Source organism: uncultured Sphingomonas sp. (assembly GCF_913777625.1).
Lineage (GTDB): Bacteria > Pseudomonadota > Alphaproteobacteria > Sphingomonadales > Sphingomonadaceae > Sphingomonas.
Genome location: NZ_CAJYTI010000026.1, coordinates 62,571 through 75,449 on the forward strand (window position 1 = coordinate 62,571; position 12,879 = coordinate 75,449).

Annotated in this window: 14 protein-coding genes; 9 read left to right on the forward strand and 5 right to left on the reverse strand. The window is 68.4% G+C overall.

The genetic code is table 11. The annotated features are described in order from the left end of the window. Positions 1 to 73 precede the first annotated feature (73 nt). The gene (locus QZ814_RS13810) at positions 74 to 766 is read left to right on the forward strand and encodes a hypothetical protein (protein ID WP_294333194.1); all 693 of its coding nucleotides are present in this window, start codon (positions 74 to 76) and stop codon (positions 764 to 766) included. Positions 767 to 816: 50 nt separating this feature from the next. Here the strand turns inward: QZ814_RS13810 and thrS are convergent, their stop codons facing one another. Beyond that, the gene (gene thrS / locus QZ814_RS13815) at positions 817 to 2,808 is read right to left on the reverse strand and encodes a threonine--tRNA ligase (RefSeq protein WP_294333378.1); all 1,992 of its coding nucleotides are present in this window, start codon (positions 2,806 to 2,808) and stop codon (positions 817 to 819) included. A gap of 150 nt (positions 2,809 to 2,958) precedes the next feature. Here thrS and QZ814_RS13820 point away from each other — a divergent pair, with 150 nt between their 5' ends. Both QZ814_RS13820 and QZ814_RS13825 read left to right on the forward strand, forming a co-directional pair. Then, positions 2,959 to 3,321 carry a VOC family protein gene (locus QZ814_RS13820; RefSeq protein ID WP_294333197.1) on the forward strand — a complete coding sequence of 121 codons (363 nt, stop codon included), beginning with the start codon at positions 2,959 to 2,961 and terminating at the stop codon, positions 3,319 to 3,321. 121 nt (positions 3,322 to 3,442) lie between these two features. Further along, the gene (locus QZ814_RS13825) at positions 3,443 to 3,652 is read left to right on the forward strand and encodes a hypothetical protein (protein WP_294333201.1); all 210 of its coding nucleotides are present in this window, start codon (positions 3,443 to 3,445) and stop codon (positions 3,650 to 3,652) included. A 13-nt stretch (positions 3,653 to 3,665) separates the two neighbouring features. Here QZ814_RS13825 and QZ814_RS13830 read toward each other — a convergent pair whose 3' ends face one another. Next, the gene (locus QZ814_RS13830; RefSeq protein WP_294333204.1) at positions 3,666 to 4,688 is read right to left on the reverse strand and encodes a D-cysteine desulfhydrase family protein; all 1,023 of its coding nucleotides are present in this window, start codon (positions 4,686 to 4,688) and stop codon (positions 3,666 to 3,668) included. Then, a complete protein-coding gene (locus tag QZ814_RS13835; RefSeq protein WP_294333207.1) occupies positions 4,685 to 5,503 on the reverse strand; it encodes an LD-carboxypeptidase in 819 nt (272 codons plus the stop codon). The genes QZ814_RS13830 and QZ814_RS13835 overlap by 4 nt, the downstream gene beginning before the upstream one ends. A gap of 39 nt (positions 5,504 to 5,542) precedes the next feature. On the opposite strand from QZ814_RS13835, the gene QZ814_RS13840 reads away from it, so the two are divergent. The 4 genes from QZ814_RS13840 to QZ814_RS13855 all read left to right on the forward strand — a co-directional run bounded on the left by QZ814_RS13840 (position 5,543) and on the right by QZ814_RS13855 (position 8,718). Further along, positions 5,543 to 6,937 carry a Mur ligase family protein gene (locus QZ814_RS13840; RefSeq protein WP_294333211.1) on the forward strand — a complete coding sequence of 465 codons (1,395 nt, stop codon included), beginning with the start codon at positions 5,543 to 5,545 and terminating at the stop codon, positions 6,935 to 6,937. Between the two features lie 214 nt (positions 6,938 to 7,151). Next, positions 7,152 to 7,571: a hypothetical protein gene (locus QZ814_RS13845; RefSeq protein ID WP_294333213.1), complete on the forward strand. Its 420-nt coding sequence runs from the start codon at positions 7,152 to 7,154 to the stop codon at positions 7,569 to 7,571. After that, entirely contained in the window at positions 7,568 to 7,777 is a 210-nt protein-coding gene (locus QZ814_RS13850) for a helix-turn-helix transcriptional regulator (RefSeq protein WP_010544494.1), read from the forward strand. Before QZ814_RS13845 ends, QZ814_RS13850 begins: the two co-directional genes overlap by 4 nt. Beyond that, on the forward strand, positions 7,774 to 8,718 hold the full coding sequence (locus tag QZ814_RS13855) for an alpha/beta hydrolase (protein ID WP_294333216.1): 945 nt from the start codon (positions 7,774 to 7,776) through the stop codon (positions 8,716 to 8,718). Before QZ814_RS13850 ends, QZ814_RS13855 begins: the two co-directional genes overlap by 4 nt. A gap of 123 nt (positions 8,719 to 8,841) precedes the next feature. Here the strand turns inward: QZ814_RS13855 and QZ814_RS13860 are convergent, their stop codons facing one another. Further along, positions 8,842 to 9,711, reverse strand: coding sequence for a class I SAM-dependent methyltransferase (locus QZ814_RS13860; RefSeq protein ID WP_294333218.1), 870 nt, complete (start codon positions 9,709 to 9,711; stop codon positions 8,842 to 8,844). Continuing rightward, entirely contained in the window at positions 9,708 to 11,099 is a 1,392-nt protein-coding gene (gene thrC, locus QZ814_RS13865; protein WP_294333220.1) for a threonine synthase, read from the reverse strand. Before thrC ends, QZ814_RS13860 begins: the two co-directional genes overlap by 4 nt. Before the next feature lie 148 nt (positions 11,100 to 11,247). On the opposite strand from thrC, the gene mgrA reads away from it, so the two are divergent. After that, the gene (gene mgrA / locus QZ814_RS13870; RefSeq protein ID WP_294333379.1) at positions 11,248 to 12,312 is read left to right on the forward strand and encodes an L-glyceraldehyde 3-phosphate reductase; all 1,065 of its coding nucleotides are present in this window, start codon (positions 11,248 to 11,250) and stop codon (positions 12,310 to 12,312) included. Continuing rightward, entirely contained in the window at positions 12,309 to 12,770 is a 462-nt protein-coding gene (locus QZ814_RS13875) for a GreA/GreB family elongation factor (RefSeq protein ID WP_294333226.1), read from the forward strand. The genes mgrA and QZ814_RS13875 overlap by 4 nt, the downstream gene beginning before the upstream one ends. Positions 12,771 to 12,879 lie beyond the last annotated feature (109 nt).

Consider the following 12,879-nt stretch of genomic DNA (forward strand, 5'->3'; position numbering starts at 1 on the left):
TGCGGTGGGACGCGGCTATAATGGCTTGGGGCGCCAACGGGGCGTCGACAATGCCGGCAACTTGGGGACGACCATGACACGGATTTGGGTGGCGGCGCTGTGCGTCGCAGCAGCTGCGGCCACGCCCGCGCTCGCGCAGGATCGCGCGTCGACAAGCGACGGCAAGGCAAGTGTGGGCGTGACGGCGGGGTCGCTGGGGATCGGCCCGGAGATCGGCTACCGCGCCAACCAGACGATCGGCGTGCGCGCCAATGCCGGCTTCCTGGGGCTGGACCATGACTTCACCTCGGGCGGCATCGACTATACCGGCCATGCCAAGCTTTCCTCGGGCGGGGTGATCGTCGATCTCTATCCGTTCGGCGGTGGCTTCCGCCTTTCGGCCGGCGCCCGGTACAACGGCACCGACGGCCGCGTCCGCGCAACGCCCAACGGCCCGACCAAGATCGGCAGCCTGGTGTTCACGCCGCAGCAGATCGGCACCATCACCGGCCGCGCGGACCTGCGCGAGTTCGCCCCGCAGCTGACGCTCGGCTATGGCGGCAAGCTGCGCAAGGGTCTCGCCTTCACGATCGAGGCGGGCGCGCTGTTCCAGGGCGCGGTGCGCATCCGCGACTTCACCTCGAACGGCACGCTGGCCACCGATCCCACCGTGGCGGGGACGACGTACCGCAACGAACTCGCCAAGCAGCGCCAGAAGCTGCAGGATACGGCGAACGACTATCAGGTCTATCCGATCCTGCAGGTCGGGCTGAAGTACCGGTTCTGAAGCAATGCGGGCGGCACCCAGGGGTGCCGCCCGCATTGTTTGACTCGTCGTTATCGCAGGTCGGGCGCCAGCGCCTCGGTCTTGAGCCGTTCGATCGCCTCGTCCAGGGTCAGCATGGTCTGGCCCTGGCTGCCGAGCACGCGGAGCGCCACGGTGCTTTCCTCGGCCTCGCGCTTGCCGACGACCAGCAGGTTGGGCACCTTGGCCAGCGAGTGTTCGCGCACCTTGTAGTTGATCTTCTCGTTGCGCAGGTCGCTCTCGACGCGGATGCCCGCGGCCTGGAGCTTCGCCACCACCTCGCGGGCATAGTCGTCGGCATCGGACACGATCGTCGCGACCACCGCCTGCACCGGCGCGAGCCAGGTCGGCAGCTTGCCGGCGAAATGCTCGATCAGGATGCCGATGAACCGCTCGTACGAGCCGAAGATCGCGCGGTGGAGCATCACCGGGCGGTGCCGCTCGCCATCCTCGCCGACATAGGACGCATCGAGCCGCTCGGGCAGCACCCGGTCCGACTGGATGGTGCCGACCTGCCAGGTGCGGCCGATCGCGTCGGTGAGGTGCCATTCCAACTTGGGCGCGTAGAAGGCACCTTCGCCGGGCAGCTCCTCCCAGCCATATTCGGGCGTGGCGAGCCCGGCGTCGATCACCGCCTGGCGCAGCTCGTTCTCCGCCTTGTCCCAATCGGCTTCGCTGCCGAAGCGCTTCTCCGGGCGCAGCGCGAGCTTGATCGCATAGGTGAAGCCGAAATGCTTGTAGACCCGGTCGGCGAGCGCGCAGAACGCCTTCACCTCGTCGACGATCTGGTCCTCGCGGCAGAAGATGTGGCCGTCGTCCTGGGTGAACTGGCGGACACGCATCAGCCCGTGCAACGCGCCGTGCGGCTCGTTGCGGTGGCAGCAGCCATTCTCGACGAGGCGCATCGGCAGGTCGCGATACGACTTGATGCCCTGCTTGAAGATCAGCACGTGCGCCGGGCAGTTCATCGGCTTGAGCGCCATCCACTGGACGTCGTCCGACACCATGGGACCCTCGTCCTCGATGTTCGGGGTCTCGTCGGGGATGACGAACATGTTCTGGCGATACTTGCCCCAGTGGCCGGACTGCTCCCACTGGCGCGCGTCCATCACCTGGGGAGTCTTCACTTCCTTGCTGCCCGCGCCGTTGACCGCGCGGCGCATATAATCCTCGAGCACGCGGTAGATGACATAGCCGTTCGGGTGCCAGAACACCGAGCCATGCGCCTCCTGCTGGAGGTGGAACAGGTCCATCTCCGCGCCGAGCTTGCGGTGGTCGCGCTTGGCGGCCTCTTCTAGGCGCGTCAGATGCTCCTGGAGCTGCTTCTTGTTCAGCCAGCCGGTGCCGTAGATGCGGCTGAGCATCGCATTCTTCTGGTCGCCGCGCCAATAGGCGCCCGACACGCGGGTGAGCTTGAACGCATCGGCCGCGACCTTGCCGGTGGAGGCGAGATGGGGGCCGCGGCACATGTCGAGCCAGGCGTCCTCGCCCTTGCCGGCACGATAGACCGTGAGTTCTTCGCCCTCGGGGAGCTCCTTGGCCCATTCGGCCTTGAAGGTTTCCCCTTGCGCGGTCCAGCGCGCGATCAGGTCGGCGCGCGACCAGACTTCGCGGATCAGCGGCTCGTCCTTGGCGATGATGCGGCGCATCTCCTCCTCGATCGCCGGCAGGTCCTCCTCGGTGAAGGGGCGGTCCTTGGGGGCGAAGTCGTAATAGAAGCCGTCGTCGGTCGACGGGCCGAAGGTGATCTGCGTGCCGGGGAACAGGTGCTGCACCGCTTCGGCGAGGATATGCGCATAGTCGTGGCGCACGAGCTCGAGCGCGTCGGCCTCGTCCTTGGCGGTGACGAGCGCGAGGCTGGAATCGCCCTCGAACGGGCGGCCGATGTCGCGCAGCTCGCCATCGACGCGCGCGGCGAGCGCCGCCTTGGCCAGACCCGGACCGATCGCCGCGGCGATGTCCGCCGGGGTAGTCCCCGGGGCTACCTCGCGGACGGAACCGTCGGGCAGCGTAATGCGGAACATCTCGGACACGGGAAGAATCCCTTTCATGGGTGTGGAATGGAGCGCGGCTTATGCCCGCGCGGGTGCGATATAGGCAAGGCTTTGGCGAAAGGGCAGGGGCGGGGGGATTTCGGGGTGGCACGGAGGGCGGCGCGGGCATAGCCTGCGGGCATGAACGCCAGCCACCACATCGTCGCCATCCTGCCCTGCCGCGACCTCGACGCGAGCACCGCCTTCTACCGCCGCCTGGGGCTGGAGGTGACCGGCGACTACGACCATTACCGCATCCTCGAAGACGGTCGCGGCTGGCACCTGCACCTGCGGCACGAGCCGAACACGCCCCAGGCGCCGGACAATCCCTTCGGGCTGTACCTCTATGTCGAGGATGTCGACGCGGTGGCGGATCGGGTGCGCGAGGCCATCATCCAGCCCGGCACGCCGCATGCGATGCCCTGGGGGACGTACGAGTTCGCGGTGTCGGATCCCGATGGGGCGCTGGTGCGGGTGGGGCGGGTGCTGGAGGGGCAAATATAGATTGGAGCTTCCAAGGAATGCCGGTTGAACGCGATTCGCCCCACGGAAGCTGGTGTTCTCTGCCGTGCCGACGCAACGTTAGCCGGAGCTGCAAGTCATGCGATTACCTATTCGAAATTACTTGGATGCGCCGCTGACGATCTTTATCGAGCCGATCTGCCACCAGTTTGAAGTGCCGCCCCGTGGCGAAGCATGGGTTTTTCTCGAAGACGGGCATTCGCACTCGATCGACATACATCCCGAAAACTGGGTATCAATCTGGAACGACGGCATAGAATTGGCCGCTGTGGAAGTCTTTGCGGAGCACCAGTTTTCGACACCCGAGCGCTGAGGCGGCGCGCAAGCTATTCGCCAAACACCTCCCGATACGCAAACAACCCCGGCACCCCGCCGGTCATGACGTACAGCACCGCCTCGCCCGCCCGGAACGTGCCGCCGCGGATCGCGGCGAGCAGCCCGGCGAACGCCTTGCCGCTATAGACGGGGTCGAGCAGCAGGCCCTCGGTGCGAGCGAGCAGTTCCACCGCTTCGCGCATCGCGGCCGTGGGGATGCCATAGCCTTCGCCCCGCTGGCTGCCGTCGATCACCACTTCCGCTGCCGCCACGCTGCCCGGCAGGGTGTTGGCGGCGAGCGTCGCCTGGGCCAGCGCCAGCGTCTCGGCATAAGCGCGCTCGGGGGTGGCGAGGACGGCGTAGGAGTGGACGCGCGTCACCTCCGCGCCCGCTGCCGCCATGCCGGCGGCGAGGCCCGCATGGGTGCCGGCGCTGCCATTGGGGACGACGATGCGGGCGAAGCGCTCGCCGAGCGCCGCCTCCTGGCTCAGGATCTCCCAGGCGCAGGCGACATAGCCGAGCGCGCCGACCGGCGACGATCCGCCCGCGCCGACCACGTATGGTCTGCGGCCCTCCGTCCGCAGCGTCGCGGCGCGGGTGTGGGCGAAGGCGAGCGGGTCGGTGTCGCCGGGCACGCGGTGCACGGTCGCGCCGAAGATCGCGTCGAGCAGGAGGTTGCCGTTGCCGCGATAGTCGGCGTCGTGGCGCGGCACGACATCGGCCAGCACCAGCTCGCAGGCGAGGCCCATCCGTGCCGCCGCCGCCGCGCTCAGCCGGGCATGGTTCGATTGCAGGCCGCCGGTGGTGACGAAGGTGTCGCACCCTTGCGCGATCGCGTCGCCGAGCAGGAATTCGAGCTTGCGCAGCTTGTTGCCGCCGCCGCCGATGCCCGCCACATCGTCGCGCTTCGCATATATCCGGACGCCGGTGCCGAGCGCCGCCTCCAGCCGTTCCAGCCGTTCGATCGGCGAGGGGTGGGCGAGCAGCGAGACCGCGCCGTGGCGTGTACGCAGCGCGTGCGGATCGGGGTTCATGCGACGCCGAACGGCACGACGTGGTTGGTCGAGATGTGCCCGATCGCGCAGCGGCCGAGATAGGGGACGCCCATCTCCTTGCACCAGCGCAGGATCATTGCGTCCACCGTCTCGCCGAACGGCGGGTCGTTCTCGGCGATGGCGGTCACCGCGCCGAGGCGGATGCCGGCGATGCCCTTCAGCTGCTCGGCATGGGCCATGTTGAAGAGCATCCGGTCGATCCGGTAGAGCGGCTCGTCCACTTCCTCGATCATCAGCACATGGTCGGTGAGGTCGGGCAGGTACTTGCTGCCGATCAGCGAGGTGAGGATCGCGAGGTTGAACGCGGCGGCGGGGCGGCCGTCGGCGAGTGCGGGATCGAGCCCGCGGCGGTCGCGGTCGATCAGCCAGCCGAGCGCCCAGCCGGTATCCACCCCGGCATCGTTCCTGCCGATGCTGCTCGCCATCGAGGCGTGGACCGGATGGCCGATGCCGCGGGCGTAGAGCGCAGCCAGCAGGAAGCCCATGTCCGAAAAGCCCATATAGGTCTTGCGCCGCGCCGCCTCGCCGAGATGCGGCATCACCGCGTCGAGGATGCGGTTCGAGCCATAGCCGCCGCGCGCGAACCAGATCGCGTCGATCGTCGGATCGTTGGCGAACTCCAGGAACGCCGCCGCGCGCTCGGCATCGGTGCCGGCGAAATGCCCGGCGGACAGATAGCATTGCGGGTGGAACACCACCTCGTGCTCCGGGTAGGTGAGCGCCATGAACGCCGCCATGCGGGCAGACGATTCCCGGGTGACTGGCCGCGCCGGTGCTACGACTCCGATCCGCATATGCTTGTATGGTCTCCTCGAATTGCCGATAGCGTGCCCATGCAGCATGGCAAAGCAACCTTCTTCGTAGGGATCGGCGGTTCGGGGATGATGCCGCTGGCGATGATCCTCGCCGGCCGGGGCGCCCGGGTCTCGGGTTCGGACCGCAGCCTGGATGGCGGGCGGCTGGCGTCCAAGTTCGACTGGCTCCGCTCGCGCGGGGTGGAGCTGTTCCCGCAGGACGGCAGCGGCGTGCAATCCGCCGAGCAGGTGGTGGTCGCCTCCGCCGCGATCGAGCCGAGCGTGCCGGACATGGTGCGCGCGGCGGAACTCGGCTGCGCGCGGATGTCGCGGGCCGAGCTGCTGGCGAGCCTGTTCAACGCCTCGCCGCTGCCGATCGGCGTGGCGGGGACCAGCGGCAAGTCGACCGTGACGGGGATGATCGGCTGGATCCTCCACGCCTGCGGGCGCGACCCCACGGTGATGAACGGCGCGGTGATGAAGAATTTCGCGGGGCCCGACGCGCCCTTCGCCAGCGCGCTGGTGGGGGCGGGGGACGCGTTCGTCAGCGAGGTGGACGAGAGCGACGGCTCGATCGCCAATTACTGGCCGCGGATCGCGGTGCTCAACAATGTCAGCCTCGATCACAAGTCGCTCGAGGAATTGCGGCTGCTGTTCGGGGCGTTCGCGGGCAAGGCGGCGACGACCGTCGTCAATGTCGGCGATGCCGAGAGCGCGGCGCTGGCGGCGGGGCTGGATCGGGGCAGGACGCTGACCTTCGCGGTGGAGGGCGAGGCGGACCTGATGGCGCGCAACCTGGCGCCGGAGGCCTTTGCGATCGGCTTTGATCTTGTGACGGGCGAGACCGTGCGGCGGGTGCGGCTGCAGGTGCCGGGGCGGCACAATGTCGCCAATGCGCTGGCGGCGATCGGCGCGACGACGGCGGCGGGGGTGTCGCTGGAGGAGGCGTGCGCGGCCGTGGAGGGCTTTACCGGGCTGCGGCGGCGGTTCGAGCTGGTCGGCACGGCCGGCGGCGTGTCGGTGATCGACGATTTCGGGCACAACCCCGACAAGATCGCCGCGACGCTGGATACGCTGCACGCGTTTCCGGGGCGGTTGCTGCTCTTGTTCCAGCCGCACGGCTATGGCCCGCTCAAGGTGATGCGGCGCGAGCTGGTCGCGATGTTCGCGACCAAGCTGGGCGCCGAGGACCTGCTGGTGCTGCCGGACCCGGTCTATCACGGCGGCACCGTCGCCCGCGAGGTGACCAGCGCCGACATCGTCACCGATGTCGCGGCGACCGGTGCGCAGGCGATCCACATCCCCGGCCGCGAGGCGGCGGCGGCGCATCTGGTGGCGCAGGCCCGTCCCGGCGACCGCATCGTGGTGATGGGCGCGCGCGACGATACGCTGAGCCAGCTCGCCGAGGACATGGTGGCGCGGCTTTCCAGCTGATCCTCCCCTTGCAGGGGAGGTGGCGCGCGCAGCGCGACGGAGGGGTGTCCCCGGTCGAAGGCCGGGGGCGCCCCTTCGTCGTTTTCACCCCTCCGCCGCTGCGCGGCACCTCCCCTTCCAGGGGAGGATTGAAGCGCACGCCTGTCAACCTCGCTTGACATGTAAAGCGAGGTTGACGTAAAGCTTGCTTGTCTGATTCGCAAGGAGGCTTTACATGGCGTGTGGTACGATGAACGCAGCCCAGCGCCGGTACATGTGGCGGTTCCTGCCGGCGATGGGCGTCTATTCCGTTGTCATCGTCGGGTCGGGACTGGCGTCGCGCTGGTGGCATCCCGAGGGCCTCGGCCTGTTCGCGCTGGCGCTGGCACCCGCATTGCCGCTGCTTGCCGCCATTGCCGCGATCGGCCTGTATCTGATCGAGGAGAAGGACGAATATCTGCGCAGTCGCAACGCCATCGCCGCGATCGGCGGGCTCGGCATCCTGCTGGCGTTCACGACGGTGTGGGGCTTTCTCGAAGAGGGCGGCGTGGTCGGGCGCTTCCCGCTATGGGGGGCGTTTCCGCTCTGGGCCGCGGGGCTCGGCGTCTGCCAGGGGCTGGTCCATCTGCGCGACGGCTCGGGAGGCGAGGCATGAACAACCGCCTCCGCGTGCTCCGCGCCGAACGCGCGTGGAGCCAGCAGGATCTCGCCGAACGGCTCGAGGTCTCGCGCCAGAGCGTCAATGCGATCGAGACCGGCCGCTACGATCCCTCGCTGCCGCTCGCCTTCAAGATCGCCGATTTGTTCGGCCTCGCGATCGAGGATATCTTCGTCAATCCCGCCAAGGAGCAGGACCAATGATGCACGCCCTTTGCTTTGCCGCGTCCCGCGTTTCCACCACCCGCTGGCTCGCCATGGCCGTGGCGATCGCCGTCGCCAATGCCTCCGGGCATAGCCATGGCGCGCTGGCGCCGGTTGCCGCCGCTGCGGATAGGCTGACGCAGATGGACCATATCTCGGTACAGGTCGTCGGGCGCGGCAGCCCGGTGATCCTGATCCCCGGCCTGTCCAGCCCGCGCGCGACCTGGGACGGGGTGGTGCCGGAGCTTGCGAAGAACCACCGCGTCTATGTGGTGCAGGTCAACGGCTTCGGCGGGGACGATCCGCGCGGCAATCTGCAGCCGGGCATCCTCGACGGGATCGTCGGCGATCTTCACACGCTGATCACCGGCGCCAAGCTGGGCGCGGTGCCGGTGGTCGGCCACTCGATGGGCGGGCTGGTCTCGCTGATGCTGGCGAAGGCCCACCCGGAGGACGTGAAGAAGGCGCTGATCGTCGATGCGCTGCCCTTCTACAGCGTCGTCCTCGCCCCCGCTGCAACCGTGGAATCGATCAAGCCGCAGGCCGAGATGATGCGCGCGCAGCTGAACAGCTTTTACGGTAAGCCCTTCCCCGCGCAGATCGCCCAGATCCTCGCGCAGCAAATGGCGCTGACCCCCGCCGCGCGCGAAAAGGTCGCGGGCTGGACCACGCAAGCCGACATGCGGGTGAGCGGCCAGGCGATCTACGAGGACATGCAGACCGATCTGCGCGCGGACCTGCCGAAGATCGCCACGCCGGTCACCGTGCTGGTGCCGTGGACTGCCGGGCGCGGCGAGGCGGCGACGCTCGGCTTCTACCGCAGCCAATATGCCGGCGCGCCCAAGGTAACCTTCCAGGGCGTGGGGGATAGCGGCCACTTCGTCATGCTCGACCAGCCCGAAGCGTTCGAGCGGGCGCTGGCGACGTTTCTCGCCGGCTGACCTCAACCGTCATCCCGGCGAACGCCGGGATCCAGTCGCCCTTCCGTCTCGGCAAGAACCGCGACGCAGACCGCAATGGATCCCGGCGTTCGCCGGGATGACGGCTTCATGGGTAGCGGAGCGTCAGCGGCTCCAGCGCGCGAAGATGGCGGTGGGCAGTTCCAGCCCGCGCGCCTCTTCGCGCACGGTAAGTTCGCCGGCCTCCACCGTGCCGCCCTTGCCGGCCATCGCCTGGCGGACCAGTTCGCCGATCGCCAGCGCCGACATCCGCACCGCATAGACAGTGAGGAACAGGAAGCGCGAATTCGCGTCGAGCAGCTTCGCCACATCGTCGATCAGGCCGGGCAGGCCTTCTTCCAGCTTCCACACCTCCCCATTGGGGCCGCGGCCCCATTTGGGCGGATCGAGGATGATGCCGTCATAGCGGCGGCCCCGGCGCACCTCGCGCGCGGTGAATTTCATCGCATCGTCGATCATCCAGCGGATCGGCTTGTCGCCCATGCCCGAGAGCTGCGCGTTGGCCTTGCCCTCCATCACCGACTTCTTGGAGGCATCGACATGGGTGACCTTGGCGCCTGCCGCGGCCAGCGCCAGCGAGCCGACGCCGGTATAGCCGAACAGGTTCATGCACTCGGGCTCGGCGAGCCCTTCGATCCGGCCGCGCATCCAGTCCCATACCGGCGCCATGTCCGGGAAGAAGCCGAGGTGGCGGAAGGGCGTGGTCTGCGCGGTGAAGCGCACCTCGCGCCACGCCAGCGGCCAGCCCTCGCGCGGGGTGGGCTTCAGATACTCCCAGCGGCCGCCGCCATCCTCGTCCGAGCCGGGGACGAATTCGGCATGCGCATCCCAGTCGGCGGACGCCGGCGCCCACATCGCCTGCGGCTCCGGGCGGATGAAGCGATAGGCGCCGTAGCGCTCCAGCTTCCGCCCATGGCCGGAATCGACCAGCCCGTACTCGCCCCAGGGCTCGCCGGTGAGGGTGACGAGCTTCATGGGCGGGCGTGCGCCCGCTCGGCGATATAGCCGGTGATCGCGCCGAACTCGGCGGGGAGGGTGTCGTAGCGCTCCTGGCGCTCGAACAGGTCGCCGACGCGGCTGGGCACCTGCGGGCGCATGCCGGTGGCGCGCTCGACCGCGTCGCGGAACTTGGCGGGGTGGGCGGTGGCGAGGGTCACCACCGGCACGTCGGCAGGCAGGCCGGCGCGCTGCGCGGCGGCGAGGCCGATCGCGGTGTGCGGATCGATCACCTGGCCCGCCTCGGCGCAGGCCCAGCGCATCGCCTCGTTCATGCCGTCGGCATCGATCGCGTCGCTGGTGAACAGCTTCGAGGCGCCTTCGCGCTGCGCGTTGGTGAGCTGCATCGCGCGGGTGCTCTCAAAACCGCGCATCTGCTCGGCGATCGGCGCGCCGGCCAGATCGAACAGCAGCCGCTCGAAGTTGGAGCTGACCTGGATGTCCATCGACGGTGCGGCAGTTGGCGTCACGGTGCCCGCCGAATAATCGCCCGCCGACAGCGCGCGGTGGAGGATGTCGTTGACGTTGGTCGCCACCACCAGCTTGGCCACCGGCAGCCCCATGCGCGCGGCGACATAGCCGGCGAAGACGTCGCCGAAATTGCCGGTCGGCACCGAGAAGGCGATCGCCCGCTCGGGCGCACCGAGGCGGACCGCGGCGTAGAAATAATAGACCACCTGCGCCATCAGCCGGGCCCAGTTGATCGAATTGACCGCGCTCAGCTGGAAGCGGCCGGAAAAGGCCGCATCGTTGAACATCGCCTTCACCAGCGCCTGGGCGTCGTCGAAGCTGCCCTCGATCGCGATATTGTGGACGTTGGGGGCGAGCACCGTGGTCATCTGGCGGCGCTGGACGTCGGACACTCGGCCCTTGGGGTGCAGCATGAAGATGTCGACGCCGATGCGCCCTGCCACTGCGTCGATCGCCGCGCTGCCGGTATCGCCCGAGGTGGCGCCGACGATGGTCAAATGCTGGTCGGTGCCGGCCAGGAACTTCTCGAACAGCAGGCCCAGCAGCTGCAGCGCCACGTCCTTGAAGGCGAGGGTGGGGCCGTGGAACAGCTCGAGCAGCCAGTGCTGCTGGTCGATCTGGACCAGCGGGGTCACCGCGGCGTGCGAGAAGCGGCCATAGGCCTGGGTGCACAGCTGGCGGAGCTCGTCTTCCGAAAGATCCGGCGTGACGAAGGGCAGCATGACGCGCACCGCCGTCTCGACATAGGAGAGGCCGCGCATCGCGGCGATGTCCGCGGCCGAGAAGCTCGGCCATTCGGTCGGGACGTAGAGGCCGCCGTCGCTGGCAAGGCCGGTGAGGGTGACGTCGCGGAAGCCCAGCAAGGGCGCGCCGCCGCGGGTGCTGTTATACTGCATGGCCGCCCGCGTTACCGGGCAAGCGCCGGTACGACAAGATAGCTGTCCTTGGGGTCGGCTTGCCATTGTTGGGCTCGCAGGGTGTTTCGTGCGGGATCCGCGCTGCGTATAGGCGCGTTCGACCAAGCCTTCCCCATGGAGAGAGATGATGCCCTATCCCCAGCCCTGGCACGCCGATGCCGATCGTTATGACGGCCGCATGCCCTATCGCCGCTGCGGCGTGAGCGGGCTCGACCTGCCGGCGATCAGCCTGGGGCTGTGGCAGAATTTCGGCGGCACCGACGTGTTCGAAAATGCCCGCGCGATGCTGCGCCGGGCGTTCGATCGTGGCGTGACGCACTTCGATCTCGCGAACAATTACGGCCCGCCCTATGGCTCGGCCGAGGAGAATTTCGGCCGCGTGCTGGCGACCGATTTCGTGAGCCACCGCGACGAGCTGATCATCTCGACCAAGGCGGGCTGGGACATGTGGCCCGGGCCCTATGGCGACGTCGGCGGCAGCAAGAAATATCTGATCGCCTCGTGCGACCAGAGCCTCAAGCGGATGGGGCTCGACTATGTCGACATCTTCTACTCGCACCGCGTCGACCCCAAGACGCCGCTGGAGGAGACGATGGGCGCGCTCGCCCAGATCCACCGCCAGGGCAAGGCGCTCTATGTCGGCATCTCCAGCTATTCGCCCGAGCTGACCCGCCAGGCCGCGGCGATCCTCGCCGACTACAAGGTGCCGCTGCTGATCCACCAGCCGAGCTATTCGATGCTCAACCGCTGGGTGGAGGATAGCCTGCTCGACACGCTGGAAGATCTCGGCACCGGCTGCATCGCCTTCTCGCCGCTGGCGCAGGGCATGCTGACCCGCAAGTACCTCAACGGCGTGCCGGAGGATGCCCGCGCGGCGAAGGGCGATACCTCGCTCGACACCCGGCTGCTCTCGGACGAGAACATCGCCCGCATCCGCGCGCTCAACGCGATCGCCGAGAAGCGCGGCCAGACGCTGGCCCAGATGGCGATCGCCTGGGTGCTGCGCGACCGCCGTGTCACCTCGGCGCTGGTCGGCGCACGGACGGTGCAGCAGCTCGACGATTCGCTCGACGCGGTGAAGAACCTCAGCTTCACCGCCGAGGAACTGGCCGAGATCGACACCCACGCCACCGAAGGCGCGATCGACCTGTGGAAGGTTTCGTCCACGCTTGAGGATCTTCCCCAGCGATGAGCGTCGCCTTCCGCCGCGAAAGCGACGAGGAACACAAGGAACCGAAGTTCGAGCTGCCGCTGCCGCCGGGACCCAATCTGGTCACGGCGGCGGGGCCGGCGCTGATCGCGGGCAAGATCGCCGCGCTGGAAGCGGCGATGGAGGCCGAGGGCGAGGAAGACGCGCGCGAGGGGCTGAAGCGCGAGCTGCGTTACTGGAACACCCGCCGCGCCACCGCGCAGGTCGCGCCTCGACCCGAGGACGGCGTGGCCGGCATCGGCGCGCGAGTGCGGATCAAGCTGAACGGGCGCGAACGGGTGATCGAGATCGTCGGCCATGACGAGGCCGATCCGGCGGCCGATCGGCTGGCCTTTCAGGCGCCACTGGCCCACGCGCTGCTCGGCGCGGAAGAAGGCGAGCGGGTAGATTTCGGCGGCAAGGCCGAAGCGATCGAGATCCTCGACGTCGAGGCGATCTAGCGACGGGTCATTCCGGCGGCTGATCGCGACGGGTTCATTTTGCCCACGTCATCCCGGCGAAAGCCGGGATCCATTGGCGCTAGCTACCGGCTTTTGCTGTGATCGAGAG